Here is a 22,151-nt window from a genome sequence, read left to right as displayed (position 1 = left end):
CGCGCCTAAGCGGCTTGTGATCAGCTGTCGTAATCAATCACGTGACGCAGCTGTTTTTCATATTCCAGCGCTTTTCCTGTGCCCAAAGCCACACAATTGAGCGGCTCATCAGCCACAGAAATCGCCAATCCTGTTTGTTCGCGCAGCGCCAAATCAAGATCGCCAAGCAAAGCGCCACCCCCTGTCAGCATCACGCCGCGGTCCACGATGTCTGCGGCTAGATCTGGGGGGGTTGTTTCAAGAGCAGCCATTACAGCTTCAACGATTTGCTGAACGGGTTCTGACAAGGCCTCAGCCACTTGGGCTTGCGTGATTTCCAATTCTTTTGGCACGCCGTTCAAAAGGTCACGTCCACGGATGGTCATGGCGGTTCCGCGCCCGTCATCTGGCATCCGCGCTGTACCGACTGTGGTTTTGATCCGTTCCGCGGTGCCTTCCCCGATCAAAAGGTTTTGCTGGCGACGCAAATAAGCGATGATTGCATCGTCCATGCGGTCACCACCAACGCGCACGGAGCGCGCGTAAACGATGTCACCCAAGGACAAAACCGCAACCTCGGTTGTGCCGCCACCGATATCGACAACCATATTCCCAGTTGGATCGGTGATTGGCATGCCTGCGCCAATCGCCGCGGCAATCGGTTCTGCGATCAGGCCAGCACGGCCAGCGCCTGCGGATAAAACAGAATTGCGGATCGCACGTTTTTCAACAGGGGTGGCGCCGTGAGGCACACAAACGATGATTTTTGGTTTTGCGAAAAGCGTGCGGCGGTGCACTTTGCGGATGAAATGTTTGATCATTTCTTCGGCGGTGTCGAAATCGGCAATCACACCATCGCGCATGGGGCGGATCGCTTCGATTGAACCTGGCGTTTTGCCAAGCATGTGTTTCGCGTCTTCGCCGACAGCCAAAACCTGTTTGCGACCATCTTTGACGTGATAGGCGACAACCGAAGGTTCATTCAGAATAATGCCTTTGCCCTTCACGTAAACGAGCGTATTCGCTGTCCCGAGGTCAATTGCCATGTCTGCAGAGAAAAGTCCGCGAATGCCCGCCATAATATATTCATCCTCGTCAAAGTAGAAAAAGGGAGAATCCCCCCGTAGACCGCCTTATAAGACGGTCTTTGCCTATGGGAAAGGGGCGGATCGGTGGGGCAGGCAAAGACTTGCTATTGCAGGTCTTTAGGTAGGCGCGCCGCAAACCTGCTGCGCGCCTAAGTTTGTTATGGCCTGAGCATCACTTTGCCCGCACGCCCTGTGACCTGTGCGGCCTTCATGGCGTCTTTTACATCTTCAAGTGCGTAGTCGCCGCCAGACGACAGGGGCAATTTGCCTTGGGCTGCGAGTGTGGCCAATTCTGTGATCAAAGCGACGCGTTTTTCAGGCGCCATATGTTCGCTGACCTTCGCGCCCCAAAAGCCTTTGAGCGTGATGTGTTTAAAGATCAACATCCCTGAATTTAACGTCAAAGGCGCGCCTGTGGCTGTGCCGAATGTGATCAACTGACCTTCCCAGCCCAGCAAATCCACCAAGTCTTCCGCCAAAGATCCGCCAACAGAATCGACAGCGGCTGTCGCGCCAGCTTCGCCAATCACAGCCTTGGCTTGGTCTTTCCAGCCGTCTTGATCTGTCGAGATCACGTTGGTCATGCCTAGGGCTTCCAGTTCGGCCACGGCATCTTGGCGGCGCACCAGATTGAGTGTTTTGAAGCCTTTTGCTTCAGCTAATGCAGCGAAAACTTTGCCCACCGCGCCGTTGGCTGCGGTTTGAACGATCCAATCACCTTCAGAAACGGTGATGAAATCCAAAAGCGAAATAGCAGAAAACGGCATTGCGATAAGCTGTGCTGCGGCGTCGTCGGGAATCGCATCTGGCAGCGGCACCACGCCTTGCGCGGGGGCTGTGAATTTTTCGGCCCATGTGCCGTGAATGCCAGCAGCAGCCACGCGTTTTCCGATCAAGGCGTCATCAACGCCAGCGCCGACAGCTTCGACGATGCCCACCGCTTCTGTACCACCAACTGCGGGCAGTTCTGGTTTGTAACCGTAGTCGCCGCGCACAGTCCAAAGGTCGTGATTGTGGATCGGAGAGAGGATAGTTCGGATCAAAACCTCGCCCTCTTGAGCCACAGGCGCGGTTGTTTCTGCGAATTGCATAACCTCGACGGGGTCGCCAAATTTTGAATGCGTTGCGCTTTTCATATCGTTTATCCTTTTATGCGTTTGGGCTTGATTTGCGCCTTCGGTTCCTCGGGTTCAACCCCATATAAGCCCGTAACGCTACGTCACAGCTTGCACGCATATCGGTCATGATGAGGTGGCATGCTTTTCCTGACCCACGTTTATTTTTCAAAGCGTTATACGGAAAAAGGCGCACATGGCTGTGCGCCTTTGGTACCGTTGCTGTGTATCTACGCGTTGCGCCAGTTTCTAGCCCGCGTCAGTGTATTTGACTTCTTTGGTGTCTGATCCAGGAGCGGATTTTGTACGGCGCACGATGAGGCGGTTGACCGCGTTGACATAGGCTTTGGCCGAGGCAAAAACAGTGTCTGTATCTGCGCTTTGGCCTGTTGCGATGCGTCCGTCTTCTTCCAAGCGCACTGACACCGTTGCCTGCGCATCTGTGCCCTCAGTGACCGCAGATACTTGGTACAATTGCAAACGCGCCTCTGTTGGAAACAGCTCTTTGATCGCTTTGAATGTGGCATCAACTGGTCCGTCACCTTCGCAGGTGCAAGACTGTTCTGTACCGTCAATATCCAACGTAATCTCTGCGGTTTGCGGGGCGGCCGACCCACAGATTACACGCAGGCTTTTGACTTTGATGTATTCGTTTTGACTTTCAGATCCTGCGTCTTGCATCAAAGCGATGACATCATCATCCATCACTTCTTTCTTGCGGTCTGCCAATTCTTTGAAGCGCACAAAGACGTCTTTCAACTGGTTGTCACCCAGTTCAAACCCAAGTTCTTCCAACTTGGCGCGCAAAGCTGCGCGGCCAGAATGCTTACCAAGCGGCAAGGATGTGCCCGACAGGCCCACATCCGCAGGACGCATAATTTCGAAGGTCTCCGCATTTTTCAGCATGCCGTCTTGGTGGATGCCTGATTCATGCGCAAAGGCGTTTTTGCCGACGATTGCTTTATTGGGCTGCACCACAAAACCAGAGACCTGCGACACGCGGCGAGAGATGTTCATGATCTTGGTTGTGTCTATTTTTGTAGCATAGGGCATGATGTCATTGCGCACTTTCAGTGCCATCACCACTTCTTCCAAAGCGGTGTTGCCCGCACGTTCGCCCAAGCCATTGATCGTACACTCGATTTGGCGCGCGCCAGCTTCAACCGCTGCCAAAGAGTTAGCCGTCGCCATGCCCAAATCGTTGTGACAATGGGTGGCAAAGACAATTTCATCAGCGCCAGGCACACGTTCAAGCAACATCTTGATGATGTCAGAGCTTTCGCGCGGAATTGTATAGCCAACTGTGTCTGGAATATTGATCGTTGTCGCCCCCGCTTTGATGGCGATCTCAACAACGCGGCACAGATAATCATGTTCGGTGCGGATCGCATCCATGGGCGACCACTGCACGTTGTCACACAGATTGCGCGCATGGGTGACTGTGTCGTGAATTTTGTCGGCCATCGCGTCCATCGACAGTGCCGTGATGTCACGGTGCAATGGCGATGTGCCGATAAAGGTGTGAATGCGTGGTTGGGCTGCGTGTTTTACAGCTTCCATGCAGCGATCAATATCGTTGAAACTGGCGCGGGCAAGGCCACAAATCACAGAATTTTTGGAATTCTTCGCAATCTCGGACACGGCTTCAAAGTCGCCTTGTGATGCGATCGGAAAGCCTGCTTCGATGATGTCGACGCCCATTTCATCCAAAAGACTGGCGATTTCCAGTTTTTCAGTGTGGGACATCGTAGCACCAGGGGATTGTTCGCCATCCCGCAGGGTCGTATCAAAAATCAAAACGCGGTTTTTATCGGATACAGTTGTCATAGGACTACTCTCTAAATCTTAGCAAATTGGAAATGTGTTGAATGAGGCGCGCTTTTCACTTCTGAGCGTCGCGCCAAAGGCACGCTCAGAAGCAGCTAAGAAGAAGTAACGCAGGACGGCGGGTCGCACGAAGAATGCGGTCAGCGGTCGGCATATGGTCAGTCATCAACATAGGCGCGACTATAATCACGCGACCCGTAAAGAAAACCCCAAATTGTGATCTTTTTCCATTTTCAAACGTATCCCTAACAAAGGAGTATTTTATGCAGGTTTTGATTGTGGGGGATACTGGGGGTATCGGCGGGGCTGTCGCTGCGCTTTTGCGCCATCAAGGCCATTACGTTTTGGGTTTGTCACGCAGCGCGGATGGCATGGACTTGCGAGATCCCGACAGTATTGATGCGGTCTTTGAGAAGGTTGAAGGCCCCTTTGATTTGGTCGTCATCGCCACAGGGCAATTACACGGGGCGGGAAACGCTCCTGAAAAGTCGTTAAAGGCGCTCACGGTTCAGGCCATGGCCGATCAGTTTGCGGTCAATACCATTGGTCCTGCGATGATCTTGCGCCAGTTGCCACGGATTTTGCCCAAAAACCACCCATCAAAAGTGGCGGTGCTGACAGCACGCGTTGGGTCTATCGGCGATAATAATATGGGCGGCTGGTACAGTTACCGTGCGGCCAAGGCTGCGACCAATCAAGTGGTGCGATCTGCCGCGATTGAACTCGGTCGATCACACAAGCAAGCCTGCGTTATTGCTTACCATCCTGGAACTGTCGCGACAGCTTTTACGGCCAACTACCAAGCGGCGCATAACACCGTGTCTCCCGATCAGGCGGCGCAAAATATGATGCAAGTGCTTGATCAATTGACGCCCGCCGAAACGGGCGGGTTCTACGACTGGGCTGGGCAGGTTGTTCCCTGGTGAGGGGGCGGTTAAATCGTTGTATCACTCAGGTGTTGGATTCGCATCTGGATCAGCCTCAGCGTTAAGCTCGGAAGATGTCTCAGCGGGTGCGGCGGCGTCATCTTCGTTCGCTGGTTCTGGCGCAGCGTCTTCTGGCGCGGTTTGATCATCGGATGTCTCTGTGGGCATCAAAGCCCCATCAGCCCATAGCCCTGTTGCGGTCTCACCCGATGCATAGGTAATGCTGCCTTGGCCATTGCGTTTGCCAGCAGCAAACATGCCTTCGTACACATCCCCGTTTTCATAGGTGGCTTTGCCCATGCCGTTGATTTCACCGTCTTTCCACTCGCCAGTGTAAGTGTAGCCTGTAGGCGTGGTAAGGGTGCCTTGGCCATTGCGCTGGCCTGCGGAAAAATTGCCTGTGTAGGTTGTGCCATCCGCATAGGTCGCTGTGCCTTGGCCTTCACGTTGGCTGTTGACCCATTCGCCGTCATAGATGAACCCATCTGTATAGGTCATTTTGCCCGTGCCGTGGTTTTGGGCATCCTTGAACATGCCCTCATAGATCATGCCGTTTGCATATTCAGCGCGCCCCATGCCATCGATCACGCCGTAAGACCAAGCGCCTTCATAGGTCGTTCCGTTTGGATAGGTGATTTTGCCAGCACCATGCGCCAGATCATCCAAAAACTCACCAGTGTAAACAGACCCATCAGGATAGGTGACTTCACCTTGTCCTTCTATACGTCCATCGACCCAAGACCCCGTATAGATATACCCATCGGTGCCCGTAAATGTGCCTGTGCCTGTGCGCTTGTCGTCGGCGAAGTCGCCCTCATAGACATCGCCATTGCCGTAGGTCACTTTGCCTGTGCCTTGGCGTTTTCCGTCGACCAGATCACCCGTGTAAACATCGCCGTTCGGCTGCGTAATCGTGCCCGTGCCTGTGCATTGGCCCGCGACCCATTGGCAATCTAAAGTCAGCCCGTCTGACAGGATCAAAACGCCTTGGCCTTCACGTTTGTCATTGGCCATTTGACCGTCATAGGTTGCGCCATCGGGATAGGTGATCTTGCCCTTGCCTTCTTTTAGTCCGTCAACCCAAGCGCCCTCATAGACATAGCCTGTCGGGCTTTCCATGCGGCCCATGCCATGGTGATTGTTGGCTAGAAAATCGCCTTCGTAGGTCACGCCGCTGGCGTATGTCGCCACGCCCGATCCTTCGATAACGCCGCTGTTCCAATCGCCTTCATAGGTGCCGCCATCCGCGCCGATGATTTTGCCGAATCCATGTTGTTTGCCCCGCTCAAAGGCGCCCTCATAGACCGATCCATCTGGGTAACGCGCAATGCCTTGCCCTTTGATTTCGCCTTCGTCCCATTCACCCGTGTATTCATAGCCATTGGGCAAAGTGTAGGTGCCAACACCGTGGCGTTGGCCGTCTTTGAACGTGCCCTCATAGATGCCACCCTCATCGTATTGTTTGGTCTGGACCTTGCCATCCTGCGCCAAGGCGGTGATCGGATGCGTCAGGCTGACGGTCAAGGTGAGCAGGGCTGCGGTCAGAAGGCGATTGGTCACGTTGAATTTCCTGATACGAGATTTAGAGGACACGAATTGAGTGCAACCTATGCAGTCTGCCCCCTATGGGCAAATGTTTTTGCTGGGATCGGCTTTCCCTTGCTGCTCAGTCTGCTAAACGTAAAGCAAATTCGAAAGGGCCGTGCCATGACCGACAGATTCCGCCTGACACTTGCGCAGTTGAACCCGACGCTTGGTGCGATTGATGCCAATGCCGATGCGGCACGCGCAGCCTATGCGACTGCAAAATCCGCCAAAGCCGATATGATCGCTTTCGCTGAAATGTTCATCACGGGCTATCAGACGCAAGATTTGGTGATGAAACCCGCATTTACGCTACACGCGATGCGCGCGATTGAAGCACTGGCGGAAATGACCCTAGATGGACCAGCGCTGGGCATTGGTGGCCCCTATGCGCGGGGCGATAAGCTGTACAATGGCTATTGGGTTTTGGCTGAAGGTAAAGTGCAGACCATCGTATTGAAACACCACCGCCCAAACGAGACTGTGTTTGACGAAGTGCGTTTATACGCAAGCGGCGATGTGCATGGCCCGTACCGTGTCGGCCCCATTCGTATCGGCACGCCAATCTGCGAAGATGCTTGGCACCCAGATGTGCCTGAAGCTTTGGCCGAAACGGGCGCAGAAATCTTGCTGGTGCCCAACGGATCACCTTATTACCGCAATAAATTTGATCGCCGCTTGTCCCATATGGTTGCACGCGTGACTGAAACTGATCTGCCTTTGGTTTATCTCAACATGGTGGGTGGCCAAGATGATCAGGTGTTTGATGGTGGATCTTTCGTGCTGAACCGTCATGGTGAAATCGCCCATCAAATGCCGGTTTTCGACGAAGCGCTGCGCCATGTGGATTTTGTTAAAACCGATGGGCTTTGGGCTGCAGAAACGGGCGAAATCACCCCGCATCCCGATGCCTTTGAGCAAGACTACCGCGCGATGGTGGACTCTTTGCGCGACTACATGGGCAAGACAGGGTTCAAAAAGGTTCTACTTGGCCTGTCTGGGGGCATCGATTCTGCGATAGTCGCCACCATTGCCGCGGATGCGTTGGGGCCTGAAAATGTACGCTGCGTGATGCTGCCCAGTGAGTACACGTCCCAAGGTTCTTTGGATGACGCTAAAGACATCGCCAATCGTTTGGGGTGCCATTACGATTTTGTGCCGATCAAAGCGGGGCGAGATGCGATCACACAGACATTAGCCCCCTTGTTTGAGGGCCGTGATGAGGACACCACAGAAGAAAACGTGCAATCGCGTTTGCGCGGACTTTTGTTGATGGCTTTGTCCAATAAATTCGGTGAAATGCTTTTGACCACGGGCAATAAATCCGAAGTCGCTGTCGGATATTGTACGATTTATGGTGATATGAACGGTGGCTACAATCCTATTAAAGACATGTATAAAACCCGCGTGTTTGATCAATGTCGTTGGCGCAATGAAAACCACCGTCCATGGATGGCAGCACCCGCAGGCGAAGTGATCCCCGTGTCTATCATCGACAAACCGCCCTCAGCCGAGCTGCGTCCAGATCAGCGTGATGACGACAGCTTGCCGCCCTATGAGGTGCTGGATGCTATTCTAGAGGGTCTTGTCGATCGTGAGCAAAGCGTGGCCGAATTGGTTGATGCTGGATTTGATCGTGCGACTGTAAAACGTGTCGAACATCTGTTGTATATTTCCGAATATAAACGGTTCCAATCCGCACCAGGCACACGTTTGTCGCCCCGCGCATTCTGGTTGGATCGTCGATACCCAATCGCCAACCGCTGGCGCGATCAGGGATAGCTTTATCAAGCGCTTTCGCCCGCCATATCGTATGGCGGTGGGGGCGCTTGAGGGGCAAAAAAATCTTGCGCAGCCGTGAAACTGCTTGTGTTGGCTTGTGCCCTTGGACCCCTTGCCGTACACCCGCACTTTATCTTTCGATGCAAGAGTGCGCCCCTATGGATTTAACTGTCGGTATTGATTTCGGAACCTCAAATTCGGCGGTTGGGCTGAACGTCAATGGTCAGCCTTGGCTGGTGGATGTCGAGCAAGGGTCTAAGACACTCCCGACTGCGGTGTTTTTTGATGCGCGCGGTAAAATGCGGCTTGGCACAGCGGCCAATCAAGCTTTGATTGATGGGGATGAAGGGCGCTACATGCGCGCGCTCAAATCTGTTTTGGGCACGCCCTTGCTGCGCGAAACCCGTTTGATTGGCCCCAAACGCCAAAGCCTGTTGGATGTGATTGCGCAATTCTTAACCGAGTTGCGCACACGCACCGAAGATAAGATTCGCCAGCCAGTAACCGGCGTTGTTTCGGGGCGACCCGTGCGGTTCCATTCAAAAAATGATGCAGCCAATGCGCAAGCCTTGGTCGATTTGCACGAGGCATACACACGCGCAGGTTTTAAAAATATCGACTTTTTGCCCGAACCCGAAGCCGCCGCTTTGGCCGCAAAAGATTTGGGTGCAGGTGAAATCGGACTGGTTGTAGATATCGGCGGCGGGACATCGGATTTTACCCTATTTCGGAAGCAAGACGGTAAGGCGGATGTGTTGGCATCTTACGGTGTGCGCCTTGGGGGGACGCATCTGGATCGCGCCTTGTCGCTGGATCATGTCATGCCGCTGTTCGGCGCGGGCACCCAAGTGAAACGCGCCTTGGCTGATGGGCTTTTGCCTGTGCCTGCGACGCTATTCAATGATCTGGCCACTTGGCAGAAAATCCCGTTTCTCTACACAAAAGACACATTGCGCTTGGTCAAAGATTTGCAGCGTCATGCGGTTGAGCCAGATAAAATTGACCGTCTGTACGAGGTGATCGAAGCCGAGCTGGGCCATGACGTCGCCTTCGCCGTGGAAGCAGGCAAAATTGCGGTCAATACCGATGGGCAGGGCGTGATTGGTCTGGGATTGGTTGAAAAAGGGCTGAGTGCCACTTTGGACGACACTTTGATGACTGCATCTTTGGCGGGCTACAAAACCGAACTTGCACAAGCGGTTCAAGAAACGCTGGCTTTGGCAGGGCTCGCCCCAGATGCCATTGGCGCAGTGGTCTACGTTGGAGGCACGAGTTTAATGTCTATCGTTCCAGATGCTGTGCGCAGTGTGCTTCCAAACGCCCGTGCGATCCAATCCGAAGCCTTCACAGCTGTGGTCGATGGATTGGCAATCGCGGCGGGGCAAAGGCAGATGGCTTAAAGGCCGTAGTCCCAAGTTGTGTCGATTGTGGCGATCTGTTCATCGGACCAACCAAAGTGATGTGCCAATTCGTGAACTGTCACATGGGCTACCATTTGTTGCAGGGTCACATCCCCGCGCAGGCACCATTCATCCAAGATAGGGCGGCGAAAGAGCCAGATCATATCTGATGAAGGCGCTTCATCCATGCTGGATTTTTCTGGCATCGGCAGTCCTGTATAGAGCCCAGTTAAGGCAAAGGGATCCTCAAGTCCGATTTCTGCCATCAGGTCTTCTGGCACAAAATCCATCACATTGATTCCCACGGATGCTGCCATCACTTTATGCGCGGCAGGCAGATTGGCAATTGTCATCCGAGCGATGGATTCGATGGCATCCAGATCTGGGGCGGTGGCGTTTAGCAGGGCGTCGGGCATTCACAGGGCTCCATTTGTCTCAAGCGGCGCTTAGATTTAGGGCAGGCGCATGCTCAGATATGGACTCTTTGGCCGCAATATGAAAGAGCAAGCACAACAGGAGATCACCATGACCGTCACACGTTTTGCACCAAGCCCCACAGGCTATATCCACGTCGGCAACCTTCGCACTGCGCTTTTCAACTACTTGATCACGCGTAAAGCAGGCGGCGAATTCATTTTGCGTATCGATGACACTGATCCAGTGCGTTCGAAACAAGAATATATTGATGCCTTGAAAGAAGACCTAACTTGGCTTGGTATTTCGTGGGACCGCACAGAGCGTCAGTCGGATCGCTTGGACCGCTACACAGCGGCGATGGATGAATTGAAAGCGGCGGGGCGTTTGTACGAATGTTTTGAAACCCCAGTTGAACTTGATCTAAAGCGCAAGAAACAGCTCAATATGGGCAAACCGCCCGTATATGATCGTGCAGGTTTAAACCTGAGCGATGCCGAAAAAGACGCCCTGCGCGCTGAGCGTGGCGATGGACACTGGCGTTTCAAACTGGATCAAGAGCGCGTTGAGTGGGCTGACGGCATCTTAGGCGATATTTCTATCGATTGTGGTTCTGTCTCTGATCCTGTGCTTGTCAAAGCCGATGGGCAGTTTTTGTACACGCCTGCCTCTGTTTGTGATGATATCGACTACGGCGTGACTTACGTTGTGCGTGGCTCAGACCACGTGACCAATACGGCCACGCAAATCCAGATCATCAAAGCGCTGGGCGGCACGGTGCCAAGCTTTGCGCACCACTCTTTGTTAACGGGTCCACAAGGCGAAGCTTTGTCAAAACGCCTTGGTACATTGTCTTTGCGCGATTTGCGTGGTCAGGGCATCGAACCGATGGCCTTGATGTCATTGATGGCGCGCACAGGGTCGTCGCAACCTGTCGAAGTGCGGTCTGAAATGGCGGAATTGATCGAAGGGTTTGACATCTCTACCTTTGGATCTGCGCCGACAAAATTCGACGAAAAAGACCTGTTACCGCTGACAGCCCAAGTTAACTTGGCACGCCCTTACGCAGATGTTGCAGATGATATCGCAGCCCTTGGTGTGCCCGCTGAACAAGCAGAATTGTTTTGGAGCGTTGTGCGCGAGAACATCACAGTAAAAGCCGATATGGCTGGCTGGTGGGAACTGTTCCGCGATGGCGCATCTCCACTTGTTGCTGACGAAGATCAGGATTTTATCCGCGAAGCCTTCGCGATGCTGCCTGACTTGCCCTACACCGAAACGACGTGGAAAGACTGGACGACAGCCGTGAAGGACGCCACTGGTCGCAAAGGCAAAGGCCTGTTCATGCCTCTGCGCAAAGCGGTCACAGGGTTAGAACGTGGACCAGATATGTCGAACGTTATGCAACTTTTGCAAAAAGCGCCAACATTATAGGTGCAGGGGCGTTTAATTGCTGTAAAACCCGTCATGGCCTTGCGCTTTGACGGGTTTTCTTTTGAACAAATGCGCGCAAATGTCAGCGAAGACTTGCCTGAATCAATTCTGTCACCTAGAGATTACGCACAATCTTCGTTGGGAGAACATGGCAAAGTGATTTGTACATGTGCCGAAGGAGCAACCGCCCCGGTAAACTCTCAGGCAACAGGACCTTCGAAGACAATACACTCTGGAGAGTGGTGCGGATGCACCCGCCGAAGGGATAACGATCTCAGGCGCAAGGACAGAGGGGGCATCAGGCAAAGGATGGCTTTGTCGTGGTGCCGGCTTTTATTCCGGTTTTGAAATCAGTGCAAAAGTGCACTTGGAGCGTACAAAATGACGGATCTAAAGCGGACTCCCCTTTACGATTTTCACGTGGCCAATGGCGGTAAAATGGTGCCTTTCGCAGGCTATGATATGCCGGTGCAATATCCCGCGGGCGTTATGAAAGAACATTTGCAAACGCGCAGCGCTGCAGGCCTATTTGATGTGTCGCATATGGGGCAGGTGGCTTTGACATCGACCGAAGGTCTTGAGGCATTGACGCTTGCACTTGAAACCATCGTGCCTGTGTCTGTTGCGGGCCTCAAACCTTTGCGCCAGAGATACGGGATTTTCACCAATGAAGCGGGTGGTATCTTGGATGATTTGATGATCGCAAACACGGGCGATCATTTATTTTTGGTCGTCAATGCGGCCTGCAAGTCCCAAGATATTGCCCATATGAAAGCGACTTTGCCAGACCATGTGACCGTGACCGAAATCACAGATCGCGCGCTCTTGGCACTGCAAGGCCCCGCTGCCGAAACAGCTTTGGCGCGCCTTGTGCCCACTGTCACCGACATGCGGTTTATGGACAGTCACCGCATGGATGTGAACGGTGTCGAATGGTGGATTTCGCGGTCTGGCTATACAGGCGAAGACGGTTTTGAAATCTCGATCCCTGCACAAATCGCAGCCGATGTTGCCGCAAAGTTGGTTGAAATGGATGAAGTCGAATTAATCGGCCTTGGTGCGCGCGACAGTCTGCGTCTCGAGGCGGGTTTGTGCCTTTACGGTCACGATATCGACACGACCACCTCGCCCGTTCAAGGCAATATTGCTTGGGCGATACAAGGCATCCGTCGCACGGGCGGTGCGCGTGCTGGTGGATTTCCTGGCGCTGATCGCATTCTAGCTGAACTGGAAAACGGCCCAGACAAGTTGCGCGTGGGCTTGTTGCCCCAAGGCCGCGCCCCAATGCGCGAAGGCACGCCTTTGTTTGCCTCATCCGACAGCAATGACCAGATCGGTGTCATAACATCGGGTGGTTTCGGCCCCACTGTGCAAGCCCCTATTGCAATGGGCTATGTCCCAACCGAATATACGACTGACGGGACCGAAATTTTTGCGGAACTGCGCGGCAAACGTTTGCCTGTCACAGTTTCATCAATGGCGTTTCGCCCCTCGACCTACAAACGCTAAATACAGTTACACTCTAGATATTCTACCTAAGGATCAGACCTATGAAATTCACTGAAGAACACGAATGGCTCCGCGTCGAAGACGATCTGGTCGTCGTTGGCATCACAGAACATGCAGCCACTCAATTGGGCGATGTTGTGTTTGTTGAATTGCCCGAAGAAGGCACCACAGTGACCAAAGACGAAGAAATTTGTGTGATCGAAAGTGTTAAAGCCGCTTCAGATATCTTGGCGCCGCTTGACGGTGAAATTGTTGAGGTGAACGGACTTTTGGTCGATGAGCCATCCAAAGTGAATGAAGATGCAATCGGCGATGCATGGTTTTTCAAAATGAAAATTGATGACCTTTCTGTGCTTGATGAATTCATGTCGGAAGCTGAATACAAAGCCTTTATTGGCTAAATTGATTGGGGGCGCGTGGATCTCCTGTGCCCCCATGCATTGCTCGCATGCTCGCGCTTGCATCAAGGTTTACTCGAAAAGGAATGCCTCGTGGCTTACACTCCGTCTACTTACAATCCCTATGATTTTGCCAATCGTCGTCACATCGGTCCGTCCCCTGCCGAGATGGATGATATGCTGAAAGTTGTTGGGGCCACGTCACTGGAAAACCTGATCGACGAAACCGTGCCTATGGCGATCCGTCAGCTTGAACCTTTGTCTTGGGGGCCCATGACAGAACACGAAGTTCTGGGCGCAATGCGCAAGGTCGCGGGCAAAAACAAGGTCATGACCTCTTTGATTGGGCAGGGGTATTACGCGACAGCCACCCCACCTGCCATTCAGCGCAATATTTTGGAAAATCCTGCATGGTACACGGCTTACACGCCCTACCAGCCTGAAATCGCACAAGGCCGCCTTGAAGCTTTGCTGAACTTCCAAACAATGGTGTCCGATATGACAGGCCTACCTGTCGCCAATGCTTCGTTGTTGGACGAGGCGACAGCCTGCGCCGAAGCCATGACCATGGCGCAGCGTGTTTCAAAATCTAAGGTCAAAGGCTTCTTCATTGACGAAAACTGCCACCCGCAAAATATCGAGGTGATGAAAACCCGCGCAGCACCTTTGGGGATCGAACTTATCATTGGGGCGGTCGATGATTTGGATGCCTCTAAAGTGTTCGGCGGAATTTTCCAGTATCCAGGCACTTACGGAGATCTGCGGGACTTTACACCCGAAATCGGCGCACTGCATGACCACAAAGCGATCGCGATCATGGCGACCGATTTGATGGCCTTGACGATGATCAAAGATCCTGGCGCGATGGGGGCAGATATTGCTGTTGGATCTGCACAGCGCTTTGGCGTGCCTATGGGCTTTGGTGGTCCGCACGCGGCGTTCATGTCATGTGCCGATAAAATCAAACGCTCTATGCCTGGTCGCATTGTTGGTGTGTCCATAGATGCGCGTGGCGAGCGGGCGTATCGTTTATCATTGCAAACCCGCGAACAGCATATTCGCCGCGAAAAAGCGACATCCAACGTTTGTACAGCCCAAGCTTTACTGGCTGTTATGGCATCTTTTTATGCGGTGTTTCACGGGCCGCAAGGCCTGCGCGCGATTGGGGAAAGCATCCACTTCAACGCGGTGCGTTTGGCTGAGGGTCTGAAATCTTCTGGGTTTAAAATCGCCCCCGCGGCCTTTTATGACACTTTCACCGTTGACGTTGGTGCGATGCAGGGCGTGATCTTGCGATCTGCTGTGGCCGAGGGGATCAATCTGCGCCCTGTTGGCAAAACCAAAATTGGCATTTCCGTTGATGAAATGGTCGATGCCGAGATCATCGAAAAAGTCTGGCGTGCTTTTGGCCACGAAGCTCTAGCAACTCGTGAGCCGACAGAATTGGGCTTTGACGCAGCACTCCTGCGCGAAAGTGATTACCTGACGCACCCGATCTTTGGCATGAACCGTGCCGAAGGCGAAATGATGCGTTACATGCGCCGTTTGGCCGACCGCGATTTGGCGCTGGATCGTGCAATGATCCCGCTTGGGTCGTGCACGATGAAACTGAATGCGGCCGTCGAAATGATGCCTGTTACATGGCCAGAATTTAACACGATCCATCCCTTTGCACCGCAAGATCAATCCGAAGGCTACAAGGAGATGATCGACGATTTGGCAGCTAAGCTCTGCGAAATTACGGGCTATGACGCCATGTCCATGCAGCCAAACTCTGGTGCGCAAGGCGAATATGCAGGTCTTTTGACCATCATGGCCTATCACCGCGCCAATGGACAAGGTGGGCGTGATGTGTGCCTGATCCCGATGTCGGCGCATGGTACAAATCCCGCGACTGCACAGATGTGTGGTCTCAAGGTTGTTGTCGTGAAAAGTGCCGAGAATGGCGATATCGATTTGGATGATTTCCGCGCAAAAGCGGAAGCTGCGGGTGATAAGCTTGCAGCCTGTATGGTCACCTACCCCTCGACCCACGGTGTGTTCGAAGAAACTGTCAAAGATGTCTGCGACATCACTCATGAATTTGGCGGGCAGGTCTATCTAGATGGGGCAAATTTGAACGCTATGGTTGGTCTGTCGAAACCTGGTGATATCGGGTCGGACGTCAGTCACTTGAACCTACATAAAACATTCTGCATCCCGCATGGTGGCGGTGGACCTGGCATGGGTCCGATTGGTGTGAAAGCACACCTTGAACGCTTCTTGCCGGGCCATCCTGAATTGGGCGGTGAAACTGGCCCCGTGTCTGCGGCGCCTTATGGCTCGGCATCTATTTTGCCTATCTCATGGGCTTATTGCATGCTGATGGGCGGGGCTGGTTTAACGCAGGCCACAAAGGTTGCGATCTTGAACGCGAACTACATCGCTGCGCGTTTGGATGCCGCTTTCCCTGTGCTTTACCGCGGAAAGCAGGGGCGTGTTGCCCACGAATGCATCATCGACCCGCGTGCCTTTGATGATAGCGTTCACGTAACCGTCGATGACATCGCCAAACGCCTGATGGACAGCGGTTTCCATGCACCAACGATGTCTTGGCCCGTGGCAGGCACTTTGATGATCGAACCGACTGAATCTGAAACCAAGGCCGAACTAGATCGTTTCATCGAAGCCATGCTGTCGATCCGATCAGAAATTGCACAGATCGAAAAAGGCACTTGGCCTGTTGATAATAACCCGTTGAAACATGCGCCGCATACGGTGAATGATTTGGTCGCGGATTGGGATCGTCCCTATAGTCGTGAACAAGGGTGTTTCCCGCCTGGCTCTTTTCGCGTTGATAAATACTGGCCCCCCGTTGGGCGTGTGGACAACGTGCATGGGGATCGCAATTTGATCTGTCAGTGTCCACCGCTTGAAAACTATGTGGAAGCAGCTGAGTAACACCATAACTTTACCAAGGCCTCGATTGTTCAATCGGGGCCTTGTGTTTTTTGGCTTTGGCTTGATATAGGCGAGGTCAGCCAATCAGAGAGGGCATCTATGAGCTATCCTGTAAAACTCAGTTGTTTGAAATGTGGGCAAGCCAATCGTGTCCCTGCGGAAAAGTTGGATGCGACCCCGAAATGCGGCAAATGCGGCGCTGTGTTGGTGACGGATAAGGTGGCAGAATTGAACCCGACGTCCTTGGCCAAAGCGGCCAAATTGGATGACATGCCTTTGTTGGTGGACTTTTGGGCACCTTGGTGTGGTCCTTGCCGCCAGATGGCACCTGACTTTGCCAAGGCAGCGGTGGCTTTGAAAGGCCGTGCGCGATTTGCCAAGGTCAACACCCAAGACTTTCCTATCGTGTCTCAAAAGAATAATGTGCGCGGCATTCCTGCATTGATTTTATACCAAGGCGGTAAAGAAATTGCGCGCCTAACTGGGGCGAGACCTGCGCGCGATATAGCGCGTTTTGTGCAGCAAAAAGCGAAACCTTTGGCTTAGTAATCTTTCTCGAAAAAGACCCCAAGGCTTGTGTCGCCATCAGCTGATGCAGACCCTTTGAAGGTCACTGTATCAGAAGCATCAAGGTTCAGGTTGATCACCGATTTTCCAGAGCTGTCTATGGTCACATCCGTATAGATTTCATCCGACAAATATTTGCCCAGTCGTAGTGCTGCATCGCCCTCGTCAGAGGTGGTGACATCCAAGTCATCCAATCCGATTTCATCGCGAATGTCGCCAACAATCCCATTGCCCCCGCCCGTCAATGTCGCAATCGCTGCGGCCATCTGTGCGGCTTGAAGCGGTGAAATATCAGATAACGCGCGACCAAATAAAAGTTGCGCAAATATTTCATCTTCGGGCAAGTCTGGCGCAGAGGTAAGTGTCAACTTTGGGGCGCTGACACGCCCTGAGGTGATCACGTTAATTATCAGGTCGTCGGTGTCTGTTACAGCGACCAATTCAAACACGGGGTCAAAATCACCTTGCAAAGAAAGCTGGCCTTCTTCCAAGTCCAGACGTTTTCCCAAGATGCTCAAGCGGCCACGGTTCAGTGAAAACCGTCCGACAGGCACGATGTTGCGGGTGCTACCGCGTAAGCGAAGGCTGCCGCCCAGTTCTGCATCCAATCCCCGTCCACGGATGAACATTTGGTTGGGGGCGTCGATGGTTAAATCCAAGGCAATGGCACGATTGGTTCCAGAGCTTTCACCATCGGATCCATCGCCCAGAACACCTGCTCGTTGACGGGTTTGACGCACATTGGCGGGCTCGTTTTTGTGCGTAATTTCGGGAATATCGCCGCCAGAACCAAAGGCCGTTGGTGCAACTTGGATATCGGTGCGCCCCAAAGCAATACGGCCTTCAAGCCGAGGAGACCCGAGCAAAGGTCCGTTGATGGTCAGCGCGCCTGTGGCTTCGGTCGTGTATAGATCAGGGTCGGCGACTGTAAGTCTATTCAACGTGATGTTCAGATCAGCAGGCATTCTTCCTGTGAGCCCAATTTGTCCAGAGGCCGTCACGCGCCCACCTGCATCTGATGTCGCGTTGGCGTTAAGGCGCGCCGTTGAATTGGATAAGGTGACGGTGGAAGGGTCGAAAACGAATGACAAACCAGCAGCAGGCACAACCGCACGCAGGCCTGACTGCGTGGTGATCGTTCCTGAAATTGAATCCAATTCAAGCGGGCCGACAAGTTGCATATCAACGGCCGCATCGCCTTGCAATAAAGTTGCTGTGGTAAAGGTATTGGCTAAGCCCAAAGGTACAGAGCCAATGGCACGTAATGAGGCGGTGTTAAAGTTTTGGGCGACTGTTCCCGATAGCTCCGCGGTGGACCCCCCAGGTCCGTTCAAGGTTGTTTCCGTTTCCCACGGGGCGTTGGCTTCGCGTCGCTTGACCGTTCCGCGCAGGGCTGCGGGGCCACTAATGCCTGCATCGAGGCGCGCCAAATCGTCAAGCTGTGCGGACAGGTTGAGAGTAGCTGTATCCGAGTTCAGCGCGCCGCTGGCTTGCGCAGAAAGAGCGTTGCTTTTCACATCGAATGACCGCAGATTGATCCCTGTTTCATCGCGGCTGGCATCTAGCGTCACAGTACCCTGCCCGCCCAAAAGCGCATCGATTTTGGGTATGCCGATGGCTGCGTTGCGGGTGTCTGCTGAGGCCTGCGCATCAAATCCTCCACCTAAAATGGCATAGCTCCCATCGATCTGCGCTGTGATCGCGCCCTTTAGGGGGCGACCTGCCAAGGGGGCAAAACGTGACACATCTGGTGCGCGCAGATTGGCTTGACCTACAAAGGTCAAACCTTCGGCAATACTGGAGAGCGTTCCAGATGATTGCAGCACCGTGTCTTGCGCTTCAAATCGGGCATCTTTGATGACAAACCCCACTTCATCGTTCCACGACAAGCTGGTGCGCGCTGACAGAGCGTCACCAATTGCAGTTTGTAACTTTGTGTCGGCAACGTCCAACCCGTTCAGCGCCATGTCGATCTGTGCGGTAACGGCACGCACCAGTTGAGATGTGGTTTGATTGCGGCTGCGCGATACGGTGCCATTAGCATCAATCGTCACATCTTGGATGGACACCCCGATTTGATTGAATCCAAGCAAGTTGGCCTCGGCTGTCCATTGCTCGCCCTGTGTTACATCGTATTGCGCTGAGAGGGTTGCGCGGTCGATTTCGCGCTTTGGGCCAGTAAGCGGAAGCAAGGTTGGCTTGCCGCCTTTTGCTGCAATCGAACCTGAAATATCAAAGGATGTTGGCAAGGAATCCGTACCAATATCGATTGTGCCCCCCAAAGACAGATTGTTGGTTTTCAGTGAGAAAGGTGAAAGAGACAAACGTCCGTCTGGGTAGGATGTTCCTTCGACCTTGAGGGCTGTCGATACGCCGAAAAACTCAGCATAGTCTGTCTCGAACAATGGGGAGACATCGCCTTGGATATCTGCTGAAAACACTCGTGTTTTCGGCTCAGGAGTATCTTGCGCGGTTTGGTCTTGTTGATCGTCTTCCAAAGTCGATAAACCAAGCTTACCTGACAGTCTGGGGGTGCCTTCTGTGGCCAATGTTATGTCAGCAATAAAGGTATCAAGCGGGCCTTCACCCTGCGCTGTCAATGCCATATCGGGGGCACCAGGCAAGCCGATCAACGTGGTGATCAAGCCACCTTTGCTTTCGGTCAATGATAAGTCTAAAGCGAGTTGTGTGTCGGCATTGTCATAAGATGCATCAAGTAAAAACGCACCAGACGGCCCAGACAGCCGTTGAATTTCGAGCTGTGCCGATCCTTGGCCATCAGCCAGATTGACGCCGCCAAGAAAAGAGAGATCGATAGGTTCACCGATGCCCAAAATATCTGCACCAAGTGTCACCAATGGCGCGTTCACTTCGTCGATAACAATGCTGACGGGCAGCTCAGGTAGGCTAAATGGTTTTGCTTCTGGGCTTTGGGATGTTTCCCCAGCATCAGGTTTGCGTAAAACATTGATTTCACCCGCTGACAGGCTGGTGACTTCTAACTTGCCAGCTAAGAGGGACGTGCGTTTCCAATCCAGTTCCACGTCATCCAATGTCAGCCAAACGCCTTGGTCATCGGCGATCGTCAGACGTGATAAGCTGGCTTGAGATGATAAAAGCCCTGTGAAATTTTCGATCCGTATTGTGCGCCCAGCACCTGATAAATTGTCTTCTAAGAAGGCGACAATCCTTGAACGATCACGATCTGTTTCTGTCTGATCCGCAACGGTTTGTGCCACAGCCACCAAGGGCAGACAAAGAGCGGGAAAGAGGAGAATTTTATGGTTCAAAACGCTTGTCCAATCCCAACGTAAATCTGCACACCCTCGCCAGTGTCGCCTGCTACAGGCGTGGCCACATCCAGTCTAATCGGCCCAAACCCTGTATCATAGCGCAACCCAAGACCCGCACCGGCATGCCATTCCATGGTGTCATCCGGTACGGAATTTGCGCCAACGGCACCGCCGTCGGCGAATCCAACGAGTGAAAAGTTGTCGTTGATGCCTGCACGAATTTCGGTGGATAGCCCTAGAAAGCTTGCGCCCCCTGTTGTGACGCCTCCTGAAGTGACATTGAGCGATTTATAAGGCTGCCCCCGCACTGTGCCCCCTCCGCCTGAGTAAAACAAAAGATCGGGGGGTGTTTCGGTCAAGTTACTGCCCAAGATGGATCCCGCCAAAAAACGCCCCGCAAACACAAAGCGGTCGTCTTCACCTAGGCTGGTATAGCCGCGCATATCTGCAAATAAACGCGCACCATTTTTTGATCCGTCTATGCCAAGATAGGGCATGATCTGTGCTGAAAAATAGGTACCTGATGTCGGTGAAAGCGCATTGTCACGGGCATCTCGCGCACCTTCAATTGGGAAAATCACGTGTGAAAATTGCCGCGATCCAATGTCATCGGTGACATCCGAATAGCGGTACCCAATGCTGCCCGTGAAATAGGTGGTTTCAGACAAATTGACCTCAGCCCCGATCAAAAACTCTGCCGATGTTGAGAGATAGTTTGGTTCATCCAAGCGGGCGAATTCTGCTTCTGTCACTAAGGTTAAAACTGGGCGTGTTGTGGCGGGGCGTCGATATGATGTTGATAGCGAGTAGTCCACACCAGTGTCCGATCCCAAACCTGCGATTTCAGCGTCAAATCGCAATCGGTCGGCATTGCCTGAAATGTTGCGGTGCATCCAATAGCCAGACAGAGTGCCACCTTCGAGCGAACTGATTTGCGCCCCAAAACCAAATCTGCGCGGTGTCGCATCTGTGATCGTCGCTGTCACGTCTAGGCTGTTGTCTGCGTTTAGGGTTTTGGCCTCTGCCAAGCTAACAGACCGAAAAGCACCTGTTTGGCGCAGGCGTGAGTTCACCGTATTTAACGTGGCGGGATCAAAAGGTTTGCCTGTGATGTCACCTGTGATCTCGGCCAAACGCGCATCGGTGACCTTTTTCGTACCCGCAAATGTAAGCCGACCAAACGTGGCCTTCGGTCCAGGATCAATGCCCAAAGCGACGTCTAGTTTGTTCTGCGTATGATCGGCGACGATTGACTGTGAACTCAAGGCTGCTTTGGGGTGAGATGCATCGCGCCAAGCATCTATTGCTGCGTCTTTCGCACCGCCCACGCGGCCCGATCCCGCGGTGCGTCCTGTTCTGAAATTACTCGGGATCTCTGTGCCTGCTGCGAGCGGCCCAACGGTTGCCTCGCCGAACTTGAATTTCGGCCCCGTGTCCACAGTGATCGTCACGTTGGATACCTGATCGGGCAGGGTTACCAGTGACAATGTGCTGCCTTCGCGCCCATCGACCGAAATTCGGATAACGGGCGCGTAATAGCCCGCGCGGTAAAGCGTGCCCAACAAAGTGCGGTAGTCTGATTGTACTGCCGCAATGATATCCGATGGCGCTGTCGTTCCCTCTTGCTGGGCTTGTAAAACCGAAGATGCCGCACTCAAAGTGTCTTTTAGACCAGTTGCGCCAGTGGTTTTTAAATCGGCCTCAAACCCATGGGCGGCTGCATTCAAGCCTGCGCATAGCACAACGGTCAATAAGGTCTTGTGAAATGCCATGTTTGAGGTCCAATCCTGCGCAAAGATTACCAAAGTTAATATGACGCCTTTGGATTAGATTTCCAGTGAAAACAGGGCAAATGGCGGTTTGTTGCTTGCTTGGATTCGGGGGCGGGCCTAAAG

General features: G+C 53.2%; 15 protein-coding genes and 1 riboswitch. Of the genes, 8 read left to right on the top strand and 7 right to left on the bottom strand.

Annotated features, from left to right (window positions below; all coding sequences use genetic code 11):
• Positions 1-20: 20 nt before the first annotated feature.
• From EDD53_RS09035 to EDD53_RS09025, 3 genes are all read right to left on the bottom strand, one after another.
• Positions 21-1,058 carry a rod shape-determining protein gene (locus EDD53_RS09035; protein ID WP_123792889.1) on the bottom strand — a complete coding sequence of 346 codons (1,038 nt, stop codon included), beginning with the start codon at positions 1,056-1,058 and terminating at the stop codon, positions 21-23.
• Between the two features lie 167 nt (positions 1,059-1,225).
• Positions 1,226-2,203 carry a zinc-binding dehydrogenase gene (locus EDD53_RS09030; RefSeq protein ID WP_123792888.1) on the bottom strand — a complete coding sequence of 326 codons (978 nt, stop codon included), beginning with the start codon at positions 2,201-2,203 and terminating at the stop codon, positions 1,226-1,228.
• Between the two features lie 228 nt (positions 2,204-2,431).
• Positions 2,432-4,009, bottom strand: a complete 1,578-nt coding sequence (locus EDD53_RS09025; protein WP_123792887.1) for a 2-isopropylmalate synthase — start codon at positions 4,007-4,009, stop codon at positions 2,432-2,434.
• 263 nt (positions 4,010-4,272) lie between these two features.
• Here EDD53_RS09025 and EDD53_RS09020 point away from each other — a divergent pair, with 263 nt between their 5' ends.
• Positions 4,273-4,935 (top strand): SDR family NAD(P)-dependent oxidoreductase, encoded by a 663-nt coding sequence (locus EDD53_RS09020; RefSeq protein WP_123792886.1) that lies wholly within the window; start codon positions 4,273-4,275, stop codon positions 4,933-4,935.
• A 21-nt stretch (positions 4,936-4,956) separates the two neighbouring features.
• Here the strand turns inward: EDD53_RS09020 and EDD53_RS09015 are convergent, their stop codons facing one another.
• Positions 4,957-6,495, bottom strand: a complete 1,539-nt coding sequence (locus EDD53_RS09015; RefSeq protein ID WP_425464056.1) for a 2-isopropylmalate synthase — start codon at positions 6,493-6,495, stop codon at positions 4,957-4,959.
• 147 nt (positions 6,496-6,642) lie between these two features.
• On the opposite strand from EDD53_RS09015, the gene EDD53_RS09010 reads away from it, so the two are divergent.
• Both EDD53_RS09010 and EDD53_RS09005 read left to right on the top strand, forming a co-directional pair.
• Positions 6,643-8,301, top strand: a complete 1,659-nt coding sequence (locus tag EDD53_RS09010) for an NAD+ synthase (protein ID WP_123792885.1) — start codon at positions 6,643-6,645, stop codon at positions 8,299-8,301.
• 158 nt (positions 8,302-8,459) lie between these two features.
• Positions 8,460-9,701 (top strand): Hsp70 family protein, encoded by a 1,242-nt coding sequence (locus tag EDD53_RS09005; protein WP_123792884.1) that lies wholly within the window; start codon positions 8,460-8,462, stop codon positions 9,699-9,701.
• Here the strand turns inward: EDD53_RS09005 and EDD53_RS09000 are convergent.
• Entirely contained in the window at positions 9,698-10,117 is a 420-nt protein-coding gene (locus tag EDD53_RS09000; protein ID WP_123792883.1) for a metallopeptidase family protein, read from the bottom strand. The genes EDD53_RS09005 and EDD53_RS09000 overlap by 4 nt on opposite strands.
• A gap of 109 nt (positions 10,118-10,226) precedes the next feature.
• Between EDD53_RS09000 and gltX the strand changes: the two genes are divergently transcribed.
• From gltX to EDD53_RS08975, 5 genes are all read left to right on the top strand, one after another.
• Complete coding sequence (gene gltX / locus EDD53_RS08995) at positions 10,227-11,549, top strand: glutamate--tRNA ligase (RefSeq protein ID WP_123792882.1); 1,323 nt, start codon at positions 10,227-10,229, stop codon at positions 11,547-11,549.
• 129 nt (positions 11,550-11,678) lie between these two features.
• Positions 11,679-11,775: riboswitch (glycine riboswitch) on the top strand.
• Positions 11,776-11,930: 155 nt separating this feature from the next.
• Positions 11,931-13,058 carry a glycine cleavage system aminomethyltransferase GcvT gene (gene gcvT, locus EDD53_RS08990; RefSeq protein ID WP_123792881.1) on the top strand — a complete coding sequence of 376 codons (1,128 nt, stop codon included), beginning with the start codon at positions 11,931-11,933 and terminating at the stop codon, positions 13,056-13,058.
• Between the two features lie 41 nt (positions 13,059-13,099).
• Positions 13,100-13,459 carry a glycine cleavage system protein GcvH gene (gene gcvH / locus EDD53_RS08985; protein WP_123792880.1) on the top strand — a complete coding sequence of 120 codons (360 nt, stop codon included), beginning with the start codon at positions 13,100-13,102 and terminating at the stop codon, positions 13,457-13,459.
• A 90-nt stretch (positions 13,460-13,549) separates the two neighbouring features.
• Positions 13,550-16,396 (top strand): aminomethyl-transferring glycine dehydrogenase, encoded by a 2,847-nt coding sequence (gene gcvP, locus EDD53_RS08980; RefSeq protein ID WP_123792879.1) that lies wholly within the window; start codon positions 13,550-13,552, stop codon positions 16,394-16,396.
• A gap of 99 nt (positions 16,397-16,495) precedes the next feature.
• Positions 16,496-16,942 (top strand): thioredoxin family protein, encoded by a 447-nt coding sequence (locus EDD53_RS08975; protein ID WP_123792878.1) that lies wholly within the window; start codon positions 16,496-16,498, stop codon positions 16,940-16,942.
• Here the strand turns inward: EDD53_RS08975 and EDD53_RS08970 are convergent.
• Both EDD53_RS08970 and EDD53_RS08965 read right to left on the bottom strand, forming a co-directional pair.
• Positions 16,939-20,253, bottom strand: coding sequence for a translocation/assembly module TamB domain-containing protein (locus tag EDD53_RS08970; RefSeq protein ID WP_123792877.1), 3,315 nt, complete (start codon positions 20,251-20,253; stop codon positions 16,939-16,941). The genes EDD53_RS08975 and EDD53_RS08970 overlap by 4 nt on opposite strands.
• Complete coding sequence (locus tag EDD53_RS08965; RefSeq protein WP_123792876.1) at positions 20,250-22,028, bottom strand: autotransporter assembly complex protein TamA; 1,779 nt, start codon at positions 22,026-22,028, stop codon at positions 20,250-20,252. Before EDD53_RS08965 ends, EDD53_RS08970 begins: the two co-directional genes overlap by 4 nt.
• Positions 22,029-22,151: the final 123 nt, after the last annotated feature.

Origin of the sequence: Pacificibacter maritimus (genome assembly GCF_003814915.1) — a bacterium.
In the GTDB taxonomy this organism is placed as follows: domain Bacteria; phylum Pseudomonadota; class Alphaproteobacteria; order Rhodobacterales; family Rhodobacteraceae; genus Celeribacter; species Celeribacter maritimus.
Note: the sequence above shows the minus strand (reverse complement) of the source record. Positions and strands in the feature narration are given on the sequence as shown.